The sequence below is a fragment of the Beijerinckia sp. L45 genome, from assembly GCF_009765775.1.
In the GTDB taxonomy this organism is placed as follows: Bacteria; Pseudomonadota; Alphaproteobacteria; order Rhizobiales; family Beijerinckiaceae; genus RH-AL1.
The window spans coordinates 1-16,027 of the sequence record NZ_LMUU01000057.1; the positions used below are offsets into that span (position 1 = coordinate 1).

A 16,027-nucleotide genomic window follows, 5' to 3' on the forward strand; every position below is an offset into this window, starting at 1 on the left:
ACTCGGAGAATCAAAGGCCGCGAGGCCGGTCAACCAATTTCAGGTCGGGCTCATAGCCTCGGACCAGATCTCGGACCCATCGTCCTCGACCTTCGTCCTCGGGTTCTAGAATCGACGAAGCCAAACATGTGGCCTTCAACGCTTCCTCCGTCGTAGCGTCGATCCCGTGAATCCCATCGCCGCCTTTCGTGACCGCCTCGGCACCTTGCGCAACCTCCCGAAGCTTTTCCGCCTCGTGTGGCGGACCAGCCCGACCCTCAACCTGGCGACAGTCGCGCTGCGCCTCATCCGCGCCCTGCTACCGGCCGCAGCCTTATACGTCGGCAAGCTCATCATCGATTTGGTCGTGGCCGAGTCTAAGCTACCGCATCCCAGCCTTGGCTTCGGCGACTGGATGACATCCGGCCGGCTCGACCACATCGTCTTACTGGTTCTTGCTGAAGCCGGCCTCGGCATCGTGTCCGATCTCCTCGGCCGCGCCAGCGCGTTCGTGGGGGATCTCCTCGGCCAGCGGTATTCGGACTCCGCTAGCCTCGCCTTGATGCGACACGCCGCGACGCTCGACCTCGAGCAGTTCGAGTCCGCCGACCAGCAGGACCGGCTCGACCGCGCGCGGCGGCAGGTCACCGGCCGCGCCTCCATCCTTCAGCTCGTCTTCGGCCAGGCCCAGGACGCGGTGACGGTGGTGGCGCTCGCGATCGGCTTCGCCGCCTATGCGCCGTGGCTGCTGCTCCTCCTTACACTAGCCCTCGTCCCGGCGACGCTCGGCGAACTGCACTTCAACCGCGAAGGCTATCGGCTGGCCTTCGGCCGGACGCCGGAGCGGCGGCAGGTCGACTACTTCCGATACCTTGGCGCCAGCGTCGAGACGGCGAAGGAGATCAAGCTGTTCGGCCTCGAGCGCTTCCTGTCCGACCGATATGCCGGTCTGTCGGACGTCATGTACGGCGAGACCCGCCGCCTAGCCGCCCGGCGCGCGCTCTGGGGCGGCCTTTTCGCCACCATCAGCGCGCTTAGCTACTACGCCGGCTACGCCTCCATCCTGTGGCGCACGCTCGAAGGCGCGATAACGATCGGCGACCTCGGCTTCCTCGCGGGTTCGCTGCTCCGCTTACGGTCCCTTCTCGAAGGTTTGCTGCTCGGCCTATCGCAGCTTGCCGCCCAGGCCGTCTATCTCGACGACCTTTTCTCCTTCTTCGACATCGTGCCGGCGATCCGCTCGCCCGACGAGCCGCACGCTTTCCCTGTGCCGATCCGTGGCGGCATCAGGTTCGAGGATGTCGGCTTCCGATATATTGGCGCTGAACGATGGGCGGTGCGCCATCTCGATCTCGACATCCGCGCTGGCGAGGTCGTCGCCTTGGTCGGCGAGAACGGCGCCGGCAAGACAACTATCGTCAAGCTGCTCTCGCGCCTCTACGACCCCACCGAGGGGCGCATCACCATCGACGGCATCGATCTACGCGCATTCGATCTCGAGGATCTGCGCACGCGTATCGCCCTCATCCTTCAGGACTTCGTCCGCTACAGCTTCTCCGCGTCCGAAAATATCGCGGTCGGCGCCATCGCGCAGGCCGACGATGACGCTCGGATCGCGGACGCGGCGGAGCGCGCCCTTGCCGACCGGGTGATCGACCGCCTTCCGCTCGGCTACGCCCAGCCGCTCGGACGCCGCTTCAAGGACAGCGTCGAGGCGGCGAATGGCAGAAGATCGCCATCGCACGCGCCTACATGCGTGACGGTGACGTCCTGGTCCTCGACGAGCCGACCGCCGCGCTCGACGCGCGAGCCGAGTACGACGTCTTCCTACGCTTCCGCGAGCTCGCTCGCGGACGCACCTGCCTGATCATCTCCCACCGCTTCTCGACGGTGCGCATGGCCGATCGGATCGTCGTCCTGGAGGACGGACGCGTCGCGGAATCGGGCACCCACGCCGAGCTACTGACGCGCGCCGGCAGATATGCGGCGTTGTTCGAGTTGCAGGCTGCAGGCTACCGCTGATACCGAAAGTCGAGCTCACTGAAACAATGAATGCGCTTTTCCGGAAAGATCGCTCATCGTCCGCGAACACGGGGATGACGGGCAGGGACCGGCATCGGGATGCCAGAATGAGGGACGCAACCGTGCCAGACCAGCCGCCAAGCGTTCTGCGCCGCAGATACGGCCTGGGAGCCCGCTGGTTTCACTGGGTGACGGCGCTTCTCGTATTCACCGTCATCCCGCTCGGATGGATCTTCGGCGCGTTCAAGACGAAGCCTGGCGCGCCGGACACGTTCGTCGCTCCGTTCCCCGGAACGCCGGCGGATCACGCCTCCGCCCACATGACCGTCGGGCTCGTGCTTTTCCCGATCATCGCGCTACGCGTCCTCTATCGCTTCCGACACAGTCCGCCGCGCCTTCCCGGCACCATGGGCGCGTTCGAAAAGGGCCTGGCCCACTTGATGCACTGGCTCCTCTACGCCGTGCTCATCGCCATGCCAGTGTCCGGCTACATCATGTCATCGGGCGACAAGGCTCCCATACGGTTTCTTGGGCTCATCGACTTTCCCAAGGTGCCCACTACGCCGGGGCAGGGCATGACGGCGGCGATCGTCCACGTCTACGCGCAGTTCGCCGTCTACACCCTGGTCATCCTGAACCTCGCCGGCACAGCTTGGCATCTGTTCGTCCGCCGCGACAACATTCTCGGGCGCATGCTTCCGCGGCAATCGAACCACGATTAGCACCTGTCACCGGTGGGGATCATAGCAGCGACACTTGAAAAGACACGGCCACGTTCGCTTACGTCAACCCGACAAGAGGCGACGGCCTAGAGCAAGCCAGGCTGACGCGAGACCGCTTCCCCAGGCGCACCGTCGTAACGGTCCTCCTTTTCGCCTGTGGCCACGATCTTCATCATCTCGTCGGGGAGCGGTCGTTGCAGCGCGGACGCCTCGTGCCATGGCGCTCGCAGCCAGACGTCCCATTCCTCGACCGTCGTCAGTAGCACCGGCATCGCTTTCGGGTGGATCGGGCCGACGACGTCGTTCGGATCGGTTGTCAGGAACCCGTAGAGCTGGTGCTCGCCCTCGACCGGCTTTGCCTTCGTGCCGCGGCACGCCGTGCCAGGTCGTCCAGATCCCGGCAAAGGCGCAGAGCGGCCGGCTGTCGTCCAAGGCGAACCACGTGGCGGTCTTCTTCGGCTTCGTGTCGGCGTACTCGCAGAACGACGTGAAGGGCACCAGGCAGCGGTTCTCCGGCTTCAGCCAGCGGTGCCAGTACCGACTCGTCGTGGTGTTCCTGATGTTGGTGATCGGTGCACTGCCGAACTGCGGCGGCCCAGGCATGCCCCACCGCATCACGGTCAGCTCACGCTCGCCGTCGGCCCGCCGCCAGGATCAGGCCCACACAAGCCTCTTCTCCTAATCTCTATCCCTAGCCGGTTCCGATCGGCGCGACAGGTAAAAATCCCAAGACTTGCCCCGTCCTTGCCTCGAGCAATGGCGGGGCTTTTTCGTTTAGTGCCACCGATGCCAGAAAGTGATGATGTAGTCGAAGGCTGCTCCAGCGACGAACGACGACACGACAAGACCGCACAGGCTGAGAAAGATCGCCAACTTGGCTTTGGGTTGTTTCGCCACTCCCGCTGCGAAGATATTTGCCGAGAAGCAAGCGCCGGCCAGCGCCAGTATCAGCGCTAGCCCTATCATCGAGGTTCTTTAGACATCGACCATCCCTTGTAGCTGACGTGCCGCAGCTCGCCCGATCCCGTCAGTCCGCCACGTTAAGGCTCGCCAAACGTTGCACACTACCTGCATCGACCTTTGTAGCGTGGAATTGGTCTGGTCATGATAGGTACCTGGACCGCCAGCCTTCATGTTGCAAAGCTGACCTCTTCTCTCAGGTCATCACCATGCTAACCGCTCTGATCACCGGATTACCTCGGTCCGGCACCTCGTTCGTTTGCGCCTGCTTGAACACTGCACATAATTGCGTTGCTCTCGTCGAGCCGATGACGATGCCAGACCATGGCGACCCCGCGCGCGCGATTGAAGAGATCGAAACTTTCTGCGCCGCTGCGCGGCTGGCGATCATTAGGCTCAGGACCTATTAAGCGACTTGCGGATGAGACGATCGCTTGATTCAGTGACGGTACCAGGAGGTGCCGTCATGAGTGATCTGATTTGGCTTTCACCGGCGCAGATGCGTCGCATTGCGCCGTGCTTTCCGCTCTCGCATGGGATCCCGCGGGTCGACGACCGGCGGATCATCAGCGGCATCATCTTCGTCATCCGCAACGGGCTGCGCTGGCGCGATGCGCCGCAGGAGTACGGTCCGCACAAGACGATCTACAATCGCTTCATTCGCTGGAGCCGCCTCGGCGTCTTCAATGCGATCTTCGCAAGGCTCTCGGCCAAAGGCGGCAAGCCCGATCAACTGATGATTGACGCGACCCACTTGAAGGCCCACCGCACGGCGGCCAGTCTGCTTAAAAAGGGGCTGTTCCCCGACGTATCGGACGCACCAAAGGCGGTCTGAACTCTAAGCTTCACGCCGTGTGCGATGGGCAAGGGCGCCCGCTGATCCTGCTGCTCAGCGAAGGCCAAATGAGCGACTATGACGGTGCCGCGCTGATGCTCGACGCTCTTCCGCCCGCCAAGGTGCTGCTCGGCGACAAAGGCTACGACGCGGACTGGCTTCGGGCCGCCTTGACGTTGCGCGGCATCATCCCCTGCATCCCATCCAAAGCCAACCGAACCGTCGCGATCCCGCACGACCGGGTGCTCTATCGCCAGCGCCACAGAATCGAAAACATGTTTGGCAAGCTCAAGGACTGGCGCCGCATCCACACGCGCTACGACCGCTGCGCTCACACCTTCATGTCGGCTATCTGCATCGCGGCCACCGTCATCTTCTGGATCGATCAATGAGTCCTGAGCCATTAGTACGGGAACTGCCGTTTCAAAAAATTACGACGGGGCGATCGTCGATAATACCTTCGAGCCGGCTTTGACGACTCTCGGTCTGCGTCGGTCGCAGACTTCCAAGGGACAAGTCGCCAGTGGACGTGCTGTCGACAGTGATTTTCGCCTCTTCGTCAAACATCCGGCGATGTTCTCCGCCTTGGCAAACCCTCTTTCGCACGTCTTTCCGCTTTTTGCCGTCGTCAGGTTTCCCCTTGCAGTCCTAGCATCATGGCAGACGGTAGATATGCCTGTGAGGCTTGGGCGCATGCCCACCGCAGAAAGGTTCTGTCCCGAGTTGGCGGCGGCTTTAGATGCCAGATCGGACCAGCTCGGTCGGCAGATAACGCTTCTTGCATGGCTGTTTCGAACGTATGCGCAGCTGCCCCCTGAGAGCATCTTGCGTTACGAGGAGGTGGCGAAGGACCCTACCTCGGGCCTCAGCGCGCTAACAGGAGGCGATCGCCTGAGCCACGTCGCCAAATCCTTCGATATGCACGAGCGCTATAGAGGTGCTGACTGGCGTCGCCTCGCCGAGGCGCTGCTGGAGATTAGATCCGAAGTAGAATGGTTTTATCCAGACTTTGTGTCTCGACTGGAACCATACCTCACCGCCTAGACGTCAGGGACGGCCAGTTATCGGGACAGATGTCGAGGATCGGCGACAGGTGCCCGGCAGATCGCGAAGAGCTGACACATAGCGTCCTGGCCGCGGGTGATCGAGTAGAGGATACACACATCACAGACGGAAAGCCGGACCTACGGTCGATGTAGATAGATCCGGGTCACGGCACATCGCGTAGCGCGTCGTCAGGTGTCCAGAAGCAGTCCGGTTGATCTACGTCCTCGAACGCCTCATCCATCGCGTTGCGGTACCCAAGGCTTGCCAAGCAAGAAAAATGGTGATCCTCTTTCCGACGCAATACGACCACGACTTGATCGGTCTTAAACCATTTACATCGAGCTAGGGGGGCGGCCGCCTTGTCCGGGTCGTGGCTTGCTAGCTGTGGCCGCCCGCCAAGAGCCTCCTGCTTCGGCCCGGCCAACGCGTGCTCAAGATCGTCACAGGCATAAGCTGGTTTCTTCAGACGCTCCTGTGAGCTCGTCACGCCAGAAGACGTCAGAATGAAGGTGGCCGCGCATATGGCCACGTACACCAAGCGGTATCGGAAAACCCAGGCTGCTTCCATTTCCCATGCCTTTGCTCGTCGACGCGTGGATGGATGGTCTGCCTCGTTCAAGAGCTATGGCGATGCGATCTCACCAACCATGTTCTCCGCACCACCGACGAGCATCGTCGAGCGATGCCAATCAAAGTAGAGGGTCGCGCCGGCGATTATCAGAACGGCGAGGATCATGAACGTCTGCCGCGGTGCGCGGTTACGATGTATCAGCAAGGAAGGCTTGAACAGCATTGCCCTATCCTCAAAGTTGCTACCGTTGCAGCAACATAGGGGCATGCTTTGACGGAGGCGGCGTCACTCGTTTGAGTGAGTAGCTGTCCGAACGGCATCCATCTGCGTTAGAGCGAGCCGAGAAGCCCCTTGAAACTTGCATGTCGCAACTCGCCTGATCCCGTCACACCGCGATAAACGATCTCCGCCTGCAGGTCCGGCCGCACCCATACGGCACCCTTCGTCTTCAGTCCTTGGGACCGCGCATTTCGAAGTAACGATCCTTTCGGATAGACCTTGAACCGCTTCTTGGCGGGCTTGTCGCCCTCGACTTCGGGCAGCCGCGAGATGCCGTGGCGCACCAGACAGCGATGCAGCGACGACCGCGTCAGATGAGGGATCGTCGGCTGAAACGCATAGAGGCAATCGTCCAGCGGCAGGAGCGTATGCCGGCGAAAGGCGACGATGATCGCCTCGTCCTCGACGGACAGGCTCGTTGATTTTGGCTCCTTAGGGCCTGTCGGCAGATCTGTCGCAGAGGCTCGCTTCTTCCACTTGGCGACCGTCTTCTGGTTGATCCCGTGACGGCGAGCCAGCACCCTCAAGCTCTCTTGACTATGCTGTGTCGCTCGACGGACTGCCGCAGTCGTGCGGGCGCTTCCGTGAAGAACCTGGCCCATAGCGCCTCCTTCCACTCGTTGGAAAAGATTGCACCATCAAAACCTGGGATTAGACACCTAGGTGCTTCGAAGCTTATCTAGGCCTGACGAGCTGAAAGATCAGCTAAGACGGCCGCTGAATCTTTTCTGATCCGATCGATTTCTAGCAGGCTATCTGGCCATCCGAAGGCGCCGTCAAGTTCAGAGCCTTGTCGATTGAGCGCGCCGCGAAGGTCTGCCACATTCCGAGCGAGCCGCTTTAAAGTCGCGATGAGGAAGTCATTCTCTGAATCCATGATTTTGAAACTCGGCCAGATGCTTCGTGTTAGACCGGAGTTGCCGGCATGGTTAATATGCGACAGCGGTCGGCAGAGCCGACGGTGCCAAAAGATCGTTAAATTACCCCTTGGGGCCGGATGTGCCTCGATCCCAATAGTCGTCAAAGGTGGCGGCCGGCGCCTCCTCATTGTTCATTATCGCTAAGAGCACCGGAGACGGCTTAAAGCTGAGAACCCGACGCGGCGAGATTGTGGCTGGCTCGCCGGTTCGGGGATTACGTCCGATCCGCTCGGTCTTAGCACGCACCACAAAGCTTCCAAAGCCGCGAAGCTGGACGTTTTTTCCTTGCACGAGCGTCTGCGTAATCTCGTCAATTATTGTTTCGAGCATATCGCGCACGACTGTGTTCGAGGCCGAACGTACCGTTCGGGCCGCTCCCAAAACCAGGTCCGCGCGTGTGATGGCTTTGGAAGTGGTCGCAGCCTGTGTGTCCAAGAACCTGCACTCCGTGCTTTCAGTCTGTCGCCAGACGACAGTACCGAACCTGATTACGCCAGAGTGGCATTGGTCGGGCTTGTCCGTCTATCCGCCCTAGACGAACCTCTAGCTGCGTGCAGCATAGCGCGCACGCTACCTTGCCGCCGTCGCCCGGCCGCCTCCTTGCTCGGGCACGGCGGCCTCTTAGCGCACGTCCAGCTATCCCCGGTATAAACCGGAACCCACATAGACTAGGCAGGCGCGTTCCCTTACGTTCTAACCATGCCGCCGCTTGCCTCATACCACTACGTCGTCGTCCGGCTCAGGTGCTCGAGGTGCGGTCGCGAAGGGCAATACCGCCTCGCTCGGCTTGCGGCAAAGTACGGCGCCGAGATCGACATGGCCGCTGTCCTTGCGCACCTCGCGGACGACTGCGCCATGTGAGGGTCAGCAGCGGTACCCGTTCGAGGAGCAGTGTGCGGCGCTCTTCATTGACACGGCAGCCCCAAGCCACCGGATCTGCCGGCAGCGATGCGCGCTTAGGGTCGTGCGATGAACGCTGTCACATAGCTGTGCCGGAACAGGATCGTAATGAGAGGAAGATCCGGCGCGTCTGAATGGCACTCAGCGCCACGGCGCTAGGGCAGCGGGCACTCAACACCGCGGTGTCGCGGCAGTGAAAAGTTACTGGCAGCGCGGGACAGCTTAATCAATCAAGTCGAGAGACCTCAGACTTATCTTCATAGCTGATTCTGAAACCTCAAATCGGCGCGCTATCGTCTCAGGCTCAATGCCAGAGGCCCACTCTCTGCGCACGAGAGGTGCGGGCATAAGGATATCCGCAGCCTTTTTGTTTGCCTGCTTCTCAAACATATCGCTCATGCTGCTTCGATACATGACGCTGTCAGTCACGCCATTTTCGATCAAATCGCGGTGCATAATGAAATGGGCGATCTCGTGCGCCAGTGTAAAACGCTGCCGATTGAAGTGGTGGGCCGAGTTTATTGTAATGGAGAATTGCGAGGGGCTTTGTCGATCCCTCGCAATCTTCCCCACTATATCACGTGGTAAATCCCGATAAAAGACAGGGATGTCTAAATCGGACGCTATAGCATCGAGGTTCACAGGAGCTTCCTGCTGGTGCCTCCAAAGAATTTCCGATGGGTTCGAGATCATAACGCTTCTGCCATCGGCTGTTCGAAGCTTCTAATCGGCGCGCCCGTTCTGATCGATCGGCTGGACGAATCGTTCCCTCAACTTCGATTCGTACAAACGATTGGACGACGATTCCGGCTTGCCCGAGACTCGGCGGCATGAACCTGCCCTGCCCTGCCCAAACCAATGTTCAGATGCTCGTGCTCGAGCGCGTCGAGCCGGCGCAAAATTGTCAGCGCTATTATGTGCTGTCGGTGAGCGCCAGTTTGTTTGGCGACGCGGCGCTGACGCGCGAATGGGGCCGCATCGGGCGGCGCGGCGGCAGCACGATCAATCTCTATGCAGACGACGGCGCGGCGTGCGAGGCGCTTGTGACCTGGCTGCGCCGCAAGCAGAAGCGGGGTTATGCGCCGGTGCTCGCCGTCGCCGCGCAGGCACCTAAAATCAAACCTTACAACACGCCCCAGGCACGATAGCGCCCACGGCCCGTGGCTTCGCGAAGGCAGAGCGCTGCGACGAGGTCGAGCGCGCCACGTTGCGACACACCGCATTCTTGCGCAATCAGTCGCGCCGACACGAGCGGTCGTGCCATCACCAGGTCGATCACGGCCGGCAGGCTCGAATTGATCCGTCTACCAACCAACCGCCGTTGCAAGATCTCGCGAGCGAGCAGCCAGCGATCATGGTCCTTGACACCCTGATCGGCGGCAGCCTGGATGCCTTCGATCAGGGCAAGCAGGCGGATCGTGGGATCGCGATGCATGCGGCGCTCGCGCAAAACTGCTTTGAGCCCGCAGTTTAGCGTCAAGAGATGCGCCCGCGTTTTCCCACGGGCTTTTAGAAGTGCCGGGACGAGGAGACGGCCCAGCCACGGTGCGCGCTGCAGCGGTTCGATGGCGGTCCAGGCCTGCATCGCCAGCACGGCGGCAAGAACCGGCGGTAGGTCTCTGGTTTGCCGCAGAACATCCTGCCATTCGGCCAGTCGCGAGTCTTCGTCCCAATCGAGATCGTACAAAATGATCTCTTTGTTTTCCGGTTCGGGTCGGTTGCTGCGCTCGCCGGCAAGAACGCGATCGGAGCGGGCGATGAGAGCGTCGAGCGCAGCCAGTTCGGCAGCCAGCGGATCGTCCTCGTCAGGCTCCCCCGAGGCGGACGATAGATCGTCCTCGTCGGCATCGGTGTCGCCAGGATCCGGTGTGACCGCCCTCCCCTGCGTCGCGTCGGACCCCACGCGATCGCGCAAGGCCGCGAGGCCGGCGGCGGACAGCGCCCAGGCGGGATCGGGCTCGGACGCAATGCGACGGCGGGCTCGCAAAACAGCGTGGGCGCGGACGAGCTCGTGGGTGGGGACGCGGATGTCCATGCGCGCGTCATGCAGGACGAGATCGTCTTGGGCGATGAGCGAGCCGTCGAGCCAGAGGCTGGCGGCAGCGTCGGCAAAATGGGTGCGGGCGCTCCATCCGGCGCGGATCGGGCTTTTGGCGAGGGTTTGGTCGAGACGTGCGAGGGCATCTTCCGCGCGGGCGAGCGGACCGCTGAGTTTTGACCACGGGATGGGATCGGGCAACGTGTAAGTCATTGACAAGTATTGTACCAAGACCGGAAACGGAAGCCAAGGGGGCATACACTTCCATCATCGAAACAGACCTATTCTGGCTATTCAAGCCATCGATAATCATAGCTTATCGATAGCTTGACCGATTAGGAGATTGGCCGTACTAAGTGCTGATGTGTTAGACGAGCGGGAGCCCAATGGCCTACGATCAAGGAGCCACGGCGAAGGACATCTTCGAGTTGAAGCGGGCCTGCGCAGGTCCGGATAACCTGGCTGCCCGCGCCCTGATCGGGCTGGCCGCTGGCGGATTACGGCTTTCCGAGATAGGCGCGCTCAATTCGTCCGACATCGTCAGCCAGTCCGACGAGGCTTCGGCACCGTCGGTGGTGGTGACGACCAATGGCAAGTCAAAGCAGCGCTCCATCTCGATCGGCGGAGAAGACGCTATCGCCATTCTGGCATATGACAGAGGGCTGAGATCGAATGGCGCCGTCCTTGGGTCTGCGGCCAAGATCTGGGCGGGGTTGAATGCAGGCTTTCCTTTCCACGCCTTCAGGCATGCCTTGGCCAGGCGTCTGATGGAAGCCAAGTAGAGGGGCGGCAACCCGGCCGTCGAACTGCTTCAACGCTCTTGGCTGAAGTGCATCATGACGTCCCGTCAACTGGCCTGAGCGCAGCGAACAAGGAAATGGGATCTTGAACGCCGACGACCTGGACACGGACATCGTAGTCCATGAAGAGCCGGCTACCCTGCGCTCCTATGAACTCGACGCCCTGTCCTCGATACTCCCGCCGGACCGTCGCGATCGGATGGCGGAGGTCCTGACCGATGACGACGTCGCCACCCTCAAGCATCTAGCCAGGGAGGGAATGGGCCGCAACACTCTTCGCGCGCTCGCCTCGGACTTGAACTACCTGGAAACCTGGGCGCACGCGGCGCTTGGCAGCCCCCTGCCCTGGCCGGCTTCGGAAGGACTGGTGCTGAAATTCCTGGCCCACCACCTCTACGATGCCGCGGAACGTGAGAACGACGCCGCACACGGCATGCCGGGGGACGTCGAGCGGCTCATGCGAGCCGACGGGTGCCTACGGATCCTCGGGCCGCATTCGCCGGCGACCGTCCGCCGGCGCCTCGCCCTCTGGTCGACCCTCCACAGGTGGCGTGGCATGGAAGGTCCGTTCACCTCGGCGAGCATCCGGGCCGCGGTCCGCCTCGCCGTACGCGCTTCGAACCGCCCGCGAATGCGCAAGAGCCAGAACGCGGTGACGCGCGACGTCCTGGATCTGCTGCTCGCGGCGTGCCCAAGCAATTCGAACGCGGACCTGCGCGATCGCGCCCTGCTCCTCGTGGCTTTCGCTTCGGGTGGCCGCCGCCGCTCCGAGGTCGCGAGGCTGAGGGTGGAAGACCTGATCGACCGGGCGCCGGTGTCGGCTGAGCCCGGCAATGCCGATGCCGCCACCACCCTGCCCTGCCTGGCGATCCACTTAGGGAGAACGAAGACCGCAGGCGCGGAACAAGACGAGCGGGTCATCCTGATCGGCCGGGCGGTGTCCGCCCTCAAGACATGGATCGCGCTTGCGCCGATCCGGAACGGTCCCGTCTTCAGGGCGGTCGACCGGTTCGATCGCGTCGGCGGCAAGGCGTTGGATGCCCAGAGCGTCAACGTGATCCTGAAGAAACGCTGCCGTGTCGCGGGGCTCGACCCGACGCTGTTTTCCGCCCACGGTCTGCGCTCGGGCTATCTCACGGAGGCGGCTCGGCAGGGCGTGCCGATACAAGAAGCGATGCGGCAGTCGCGCCACCGTTCGGTGCAGCAGGCGGCGGATTACTACAATGAGGCAGACGTGGAACGTGGCCGGTCCGCCAGGCTCGGCTGAAGGCCTTCGTCAATGCAGCGCGATGAGCTCAGCGACGGAAACGCGGCGTCCAGCAGTCCTCGACGTCCTCGTCCAGCTCGGCGTCATCGTCGGCGAAGGTGCTCGTGGTGATGACGGTCAGGGCCTTGCCATAGGGGCCGAGGCCGAGGACCTCCTCCTCCATTGCGACTTTCCTGCAGCCGAACCAATCCCGCAGATCGCCGTCCTCTTGTGCCCGGTGCCCTTCCGTAACGTTGGCGGCGTTGCGAACGAAGCGCTCCGTGGCGACGCCGCCTGGCAGAAGTTCGCCCTTGCGCGGCCATGTCATCGATCCGAACTCCTGCATCGTCTTCGACATGAAGCAGAAGTCCAGGCGGCCGCCGGTGCTGAGTACGACGGCGGCCGGGACCGACGTCCGTTGAGCGTAGCGGATCGCGGTCGCGACCAAGGAGGTTTCGCAGAGGCGGCTCATCGCTTCGACCGCCGCAAGGCCCTCGCCCACCTTCCTTAACGCGGCGTCGAAGAGGAAGTCCGGCATCAGCAGCGCGGCTGCAAAGTGATCCGCCTCGGCCTCGTATATATCCGACGAGGTGAACCCCGCGTGGGACGCGTGGACGTCGCCGCCCGCGAAGATGTGCTCCGGATGGCCGGGAAGCAGGTAGTGGCCGAGTTCATGGGCGATGCTGAAGTTCTGGAAGCCCACGCTCCTGATGTGAGTGGCGTAGCAGATGCAGAACGCATCGCCGTGGCGAAGCAGCATCCCCGATACGCCCGCGGCGGCGTCGGACTTCGCCTGCACGAGGATGTCGAGGCTTTCTGCGATCTCCTTGGGGCGCACCGGAAGCGACACGATGCCGTTCTCGCGGGCCCACTTCTCGGCGACCAGGCCGGCGAACAACGGATTCCGTCGGGCGCCGGTCTTCGACATCAGCCGTCCTTCTTCCGGTTCTTTTCCGCCAGGAGCTGGAAGATGCCCTCGGCAAGCTTGCGATCCTCCGCGCTCATCAACTGGCCATGCCGATAGAGCGGGTCCGCCGACGTGCTGACATCCGGGGTCTCGGCGAGCCCGAGCAGGAAGTCCGTCGTCACCTCAAGCGCGCGGGCCAAGCGGCGGAGGTTGTCGAAGGAGGGCTTCCGCGCCCCCGCTTCGAAGTGGGAGATCGAAGTCGGAGGGAGGCCAGACAGTGTCGCGGCCTCGCCCTGGCTGAGCTTGCGGAGCTCGCGCGCCTTCTTGAGGCGCTCCGGGAATACGTCAGACAAGCATGTGCTTCCACCATTATCGACATGATGAACTTGACGAAGTCGACAAGTCTCTTATATGTAGAACGCGCCATGTCCGAGATGGCGAATCCGACATGTAGATGCCTGGGGCGGACTCGGCCGTCAAGGAGAAATATGATGGACGAGCACCATGAGCATCGCGGCAGCATCGTCGCGGAAGAGACGACCGTCAAGGACACGATCATCGTCGAGGACGGTGAGATCATCGAGGAGGTGATCGACGTCGAGGAATGGATCCTCGCCAAGAGGACGATCCACCGCCGCGCGAAGCGGTTCCTGATCAAGGTCGACAAGCACAAGCATGTCTTCGAGACGTCGCATGCGACCGGGCGCGAGATCCTCGACAAGGCCGGCAAGATGCCCGTCGAGAAGTACATCCTGCGGCAGGTCCACAAGGATGGCGGTCTCTCCAAGATCGAGCTCGACCAGAGCGTCGACTTCGTCCTCCACGGCATCGAGAAGTTCAAGACGATGCTCAAGACGGCGCAGGACGGCTAGCCGTGACCGCCCTGCCCGCCCTACGCCGGCATTTCAGGCTGCCCGAAGACGACGAGACGTTCCTCGACGGCTTCGGACAGCCTTGGGAGGCGATCGTCGAAGGCTCTGCGCGCTGGTTGATCCTTCGCGGCCTTGTTCTTCCGGCAGGCTACCTGCAGCAGGTCGTCGATGTCGCCTTCATGATTACGCCGATGTATCCGCCGGGCGAACTCGACATGGCTTACGTGCACCCGTGGATGGTTCGCTCCGACGGGCAGCCGATCCCGCAGACACAGATCCCGCAGATGATCGAAGGCCGCTCCTGGCAGCGCTGGTCGCGCCATAGGGCGCCGGCCAATCCGTGGCTTCCGGGAGAGGACGATCTCGCCAGCCACATTCATTATGCGCAGTCCTGGTTCGCAGCCGAATTCGAGAGGCGCTGAACATGCACACCACGCTCAGCCTTACAGGCTTCCAACACGCGGCACTTCGCGAACACCTCCTTCCGCCGGACGGCTTCGAAGCGGTAGCGATCGCCCTCTGCGGTCGACGCGCCGGCGCCGAGAGGCACCGTCTCGTCGCGCGCGCCGTCCATCTCGTCCCGCATGCCGACTGCACCGAGCGGTCGGTCGACACGGTGGCTTGGCCGACCGACATCATGGTGCCCTGGCTCCAGGAGGCCGACCGCCGCGGCCTCAGCGTGGTGAAGATCCACTCGCATCGGGACGGCCTCGCACACTTCTCGACCATGGACGACGAGACCGACGCCGCCCTCTTTCCCTGCGTCTGTTCGTGGATCGATGCCGACGTCCCGCACGCCAGCGTCGTCCTGCTGCCTGACGGCCGCATGTTCGGCAGGGCCGTGAAGGCGGACGGCATCTTCGAACCGATAGAAACGATCATGGTCGTCGGCGATGACCTGGAGATATGGCACGAGGACGAATTCACCCCGACAGAAACCAAGGCGGCGTTGCCGGAATTTACCAGGCGCCACGCTCAAGCCTTCGGCGACCGCACGACGCGACGTCTTCGGCGGATGTCAGCCGCCGTCATCGGATGCTCAGGCACAGGAAGCATCGTCATCGAGCAGCTGGTCCGGCTCGGGATCGGACGCCTCGTCATCGTCGACGACGACATCGTGAAAAGCCTGAACCTCAACCGCATCCTCAACGCGACCCAGGCAGACGCAGAGGCTGAGATCCTCAAGGTCGACATGACCAGCGACGCCATCGCGCGGGTAGGGCTCGGCACGGAGGTCGAGCGGTTCGCCACCAACCTCGCCGACGCCGATGCGGTGCGTGCTGTCGCCGGGTGCGACGTCGTCTTCGGTTGCGTCGACACGGCGGAAGGGCGGTTCATGGCCAACCTCCTGGCGACCTACTACGTGCTTCCATACATCGACGTCGGTGTCGCGTTGGACGCCGACGAGACGGGCGCTATCACGCAGGTATGCGGCTATGTTCACTATCTCCAACCGGGCGCATCCAGCCTTCTGAGCCGAGGCGCGATCACGATGGCGGAGGTCACGGCGGAAGCGCTAAAAAGGCAAAACCCTGAACAGTACACCGAACGCAAGAAGGCTGGTTACATCCAGAACGTCCAAGAGGACCGCCCGGCCGTGATCAGCGTCAATGCCGTCCTGGCCGGCATGGCCGTAAACGAGCTGCTCGCCCGGCTCCATGGGTTCCGCGACGAACCGAACGGGTGCTACGGCACCATCGGCATGAGCATCAGCCAGGTCGCCTTCTATCCCGAGGCGGAGACGGGCACGCCATGCAAGATACTAGCGCGCCACGTTGGCAGGGGCGACATCGTCCCGCTTCTCGAGCAGGCGGAGTTGAGCGAGGTGGCAGCATGACGGCTCCCAAAGAAATCCTTCAGACCGTCCGGTCGACAGCCTCGCGATGGCTGGTCGGGCTATGGGGCCGCCTCCCTTGGGGCCGAAAGCGT

19 protein-coding genes and 3 pseudogenes are annotated in these 16,027 nt (G+C 62.4%); 11 read left to right on the forward strand and 11 right to left on the reverse strand.

Features of this window, described 5'->3' with window-relative positions; all coding sequences use genetic code 11:
- Nucleotides 1–235: 235 nt before the first annotated feature.
- The 3 genes and pseudogenes from GSQ79_RS05795 to GSQ79_RS05800 form a co-directional block, all read left to right on the forward strand.
- Nucleotides 236–1,558 (forward strand): annotated as a pseudogene (locus tag GSQ79_RS05795) (ATP-binding cassette domain-containing protein); the annotation flags it as partial.
- A 317-nt stretch (nt 1,559–1,875) separates the two neighbouring features.
- Entirely contained in the window at nt 1,876–2,001 is a 126-nt protein-coding gene (locus tag GSQ79_RS30265; RefSeq protein ID WP_368669918.1) for a hypothetical protein, read from the forward strand.
- Between the two features lie 107 nt (nt 2,002–2,108).
- The gene (locus GSQ79_RS05800) at nt 2,109–2,723 is read left to right on the forward strand and encodes a cytochrome b (RefSeq protein WP_158807788.1); all 615 of its coding nucleotides are present in this window, start codon (nt 2,109–2,111) and stop codon (nt 2,721–2,723) included.
- Nucleotides 2,724–2,809: 86 nt separating this feature from the next.
- On the opposite strand, the pseudogene GSQ79_RS05805 reads toward GSQ79_RS05800, so the two are convergent.
- Together GSQ79_RS05805 and GSQ79_RS05810 are read right to left on the reverse strand one after the other, a co-directional pair.
- Nucleotides 2,810–3,365: pseudogene (locus tag GSQ79_RS05805) on the reverse strand (SOS response-associated peptidase); the annotation flags it as partial.
- 514 nt (nt 3,366–3,879) lie between these two features.
- Nucleotides 3,880–4,074, reverse strand: coding sequence for a hypothetical protein (locus GSQ79_RS05810; RefSeq protein WP_158807789.1), 195 nt, complete (start codon nt 4,072–4,074; stop codon nt 3,880–3,882).
- Nucleotides 4,075–4,149: 75 nt separating this feature from the next.
- On the opposite strand from GSQ79_RS05810, the gene GSQ79_RS05815 reads away from it, so the two are divergent.
- Nucleotides 4,150–4,910, forward strand: a protein-coding gene (locus tag GSQ79_RS05815) for an IS5 family transposase (protein ID WP_158807790.1) whose coding sequence is annotated in 2 segments (ribosomal slippage) — nt 4,150–4,483 and nt 4,483–4,910 — 762 coding nt in all. Because the reading frame shifts where the segments join, the coding sequence is not laid out codon by codon here.
- Between the two features lie 79 nt (nt 4,911–4,989).
- On the forward strand, nt 4,990–5,562 hold the full coding sequence (locus tag GSQ79_RS05820; RefSeq protein ID WP_158807791.1) for a hypothetical protein: 573 nt from the start codon (nt 4,990–4,992) through the stop codon (nt 5,560–5,562).
- Between the two features lie 166 nt (nt 5,563–5,728).
- On the opposite strand, the gene GSQ79_RS05825 is transcribed toward GSQ79_RS05820, so the two are convergent.
- The 6 genes and pseudogenes from GSQ79_RS05825 to GSQ79_RS05845 all read right to left on the reverse strand — a co-directional run bounded on the left by GSQ79_RS05825 (nt 5,729) and on the right by GSQ79_RS05845 (nt 8,877).
- Nucleotides 5,729–6,133 (reverse strand): hypothetical protein, encoded by a 405-nt coding sequence (locus GSQ79_RS05825; protein WP_158807792.1) that lies wholly within the window; start codon nt 6,131–6,133, stop codon nt 5,729–5,731.
- Between the two features lie 54 nt (nt 6,134–6,187).
- Nucleotides 6,188–6,358: a hypothetical protein gene (locus tag GSQ79_RS05830; protein ID WP_158807793.1), complete on the reverse strand. Its 171-nt coding sequence runs from the start codon at nt 6,356–6,358 to the stop codon at nt 6,188–6,190.
- Between the two features lie 107 nt (nt 6,359–6,465).
- Nucleotides 6,466–6,588: a hypothetical protein gene (locus GSQ79_RS30270; RefSeq protein ID WP_368669920.1), complete on the reverse strand. Its 123-nt coding sequence runs from the start codon at nt 6,586–6,588 to the stop codon at nt 6,466–6,468.
- 36 nt (nt 6,589–6,624) lie between these two features.
- Nucleotides 6,625–7,017: pseudogene (locus GSQ79_RS05835) on the reverse strand (IS481 family transposase); the annotation flags it as partial.
- Nucleotides 7,018–7,395: 378 nt separating this feature from the next.
- Nucleotides 7,396–7,770: an integration host factor subunit alpha gene (locus GSQ79_RS05840; RefSeq protein WP_246725121.1), complete on the reverse strand. Its 375-nt coding sequence runs from the start codon at nt 7,768–7,770 to the stop codon at nt 7,396–7,398.
- 687 nt (nt 7,771–8,457) lie between these two features.
- Nucleotides 8,458–8,877: an ImmA/IrrE family metallo-endopeptidase gene (locus GSQ79_RS05845; RefSeq protein ID WP_158807794.1), complete on the reverse strand. Its 420-nt coding sequence runs from the start codon at nt 8,875–8,877 to the stop codon at nt 8,458–8,460.
- Nucleotides 8,878–9,065: 188 nt separating this feature from the next.
- Between GSQ79_RS05845 and GSQ79_RS05850 the strand changes: the two genes are divergently transcribed.
- Nucleotides 9,066–9,383 (forward strand): WGR domain-containing protein, encoded by a 318-nt coding sequence (locus GSQ79_RS05850; protein WP_174243167.1) that lies wholly within the window; start codon nt 9,066–9,068, stop codon nt 9,381–9,383.
- Here the strand turns inward: GSQ79_RS05850 and GSQ79_RS05855 are convergent.
- Nucleotides 9,359–10,486, reverse strand: a complete 1,128-nt coding sequence (locus GSQ79_RS05855) for an RHE_PE00001 family protein (protein ID WP_158807795.1) — start codon at nt 10,484–10,486, stop codon at nt 9,359–9,361. The genes GSQ79_RS05850 and GSQ79_RS05855 overlap by 25 nt on opposite strands.
- Before the next feature lie 173 nt (nt 10,487–10,659).
- On the opposite strand from GSQ79_RS05855, the gene GSQ79_RS05860 reads away from it, so the two are divergent.
- Both GSQ79_RS05860 and GSQ79_RS05865 read left to right on the forward strand, forming a co-directional pair.
- Nucleotides 10,660–11,055, forward strand: coding sequence for a hypothetical protein (locus GSQ79_RS05860; protein WP_158807796.1), 396 nt, complete (start codon nt 10,660–10,662; stop codon nt 11,053–11,055).
- A gap of 103 nt (nt 11,056–11,158) precedes the next feature.
- Nucleotides 11,159–12,340, forward strand: coding sequence for a site-specific integrase (locus tag GSQ79_RS05865; protein ID WP_246725122.1), 1,182 nt, complete (start codon nt 11,159–11,161; stop codon nt 12,338–12,340).
- A gap of 28 nt (nt 12,341–12,368) precedes the next feature.
- Here the strand turns inward: GSQ79_RS05865 and GSQ79_RS05870 are convergent, their stop codons facing one another.
- Both GSQ79_RS05870 and GSQ79_RS05875 read right to left on the reverse strand, forming a co-directional pair.
- Nucleotides 12,369–13,247 (reverse strand): ImmA/IrrE family metallo-endopeptidase, encoded by an 879-nt coding sequence (locus tag GSQ79_RS05870; RefSeq protein WP_158807797.1) that lies wholly within the window; start codon nt 13,245–13,247, stop codon nt 12,369–12,371.
- Complete coding sequence (locus GSQ79_RS05875; protein ID WP_158807798.1) at nt 13,247–13,579, reverse strand: helix-turn-helix domain-containing protein; 333 nt, start codon at nt 13,577–13,579, stop codon at nt 13,247–13,249. Before GSQ79_RS05875 ends, GSQ79_RS05870 begins: the two co-directional genes overlap by 1 nt.
- A 138-nt stretch (nt 13,580–13,717) precedes the next feature.
- On the opposite strand from GSQ79_RS05875, the gene GSQ79_RS05880 reads away from it, so the two are divergent.
- The 3 genes from GSQ79_RS05880 to GSQ79_RS05890 are packed head-to-tail and all read left to right on the forward strand — an operon-like array spanning nt 13,718 to nt 15,935.
- Nucleotides 13,718–14,098 carry a multiubiquitin domain-containing protein gene (locus tag GSQ79_RS05880; protein ID WP_158807799.1) on the forward strand — a complete coding sequence of 127 codons (381 nt, stop codon included), beginning with the start codon at nt 13,718–13,720 and terminating at the stop codon, nt 14,096–14,098.
- Between the two features lie 2 nt (nt 14,099–14,100).
- On the forward strand, nt 14,101–14,520 hold the full coding sequence (locus GSQ79_RS05885) for an E2/UBC family protein (protein WP_210253012.1): 420 nt from the start codon (nt 14,101–14,103) through the stop codon (nt 14,518–14,520).
- Between the two features lie 2 nt (nt 14,521–14,522).
- Nucleotides 14,523–15,935 (forward strand): ThiF family adenylyltransferase, encoded by a 1,413-nt coding sequence (locus GSQ79_RS05890; RefSeq protein WP_158807800.1) that lies wholly within the window; start codon nt 14,523–14,525, stop codon nt 15,933–15,935.
- Nucleotides 15,936–16,027: the final 92 nt, after the last annotated feature.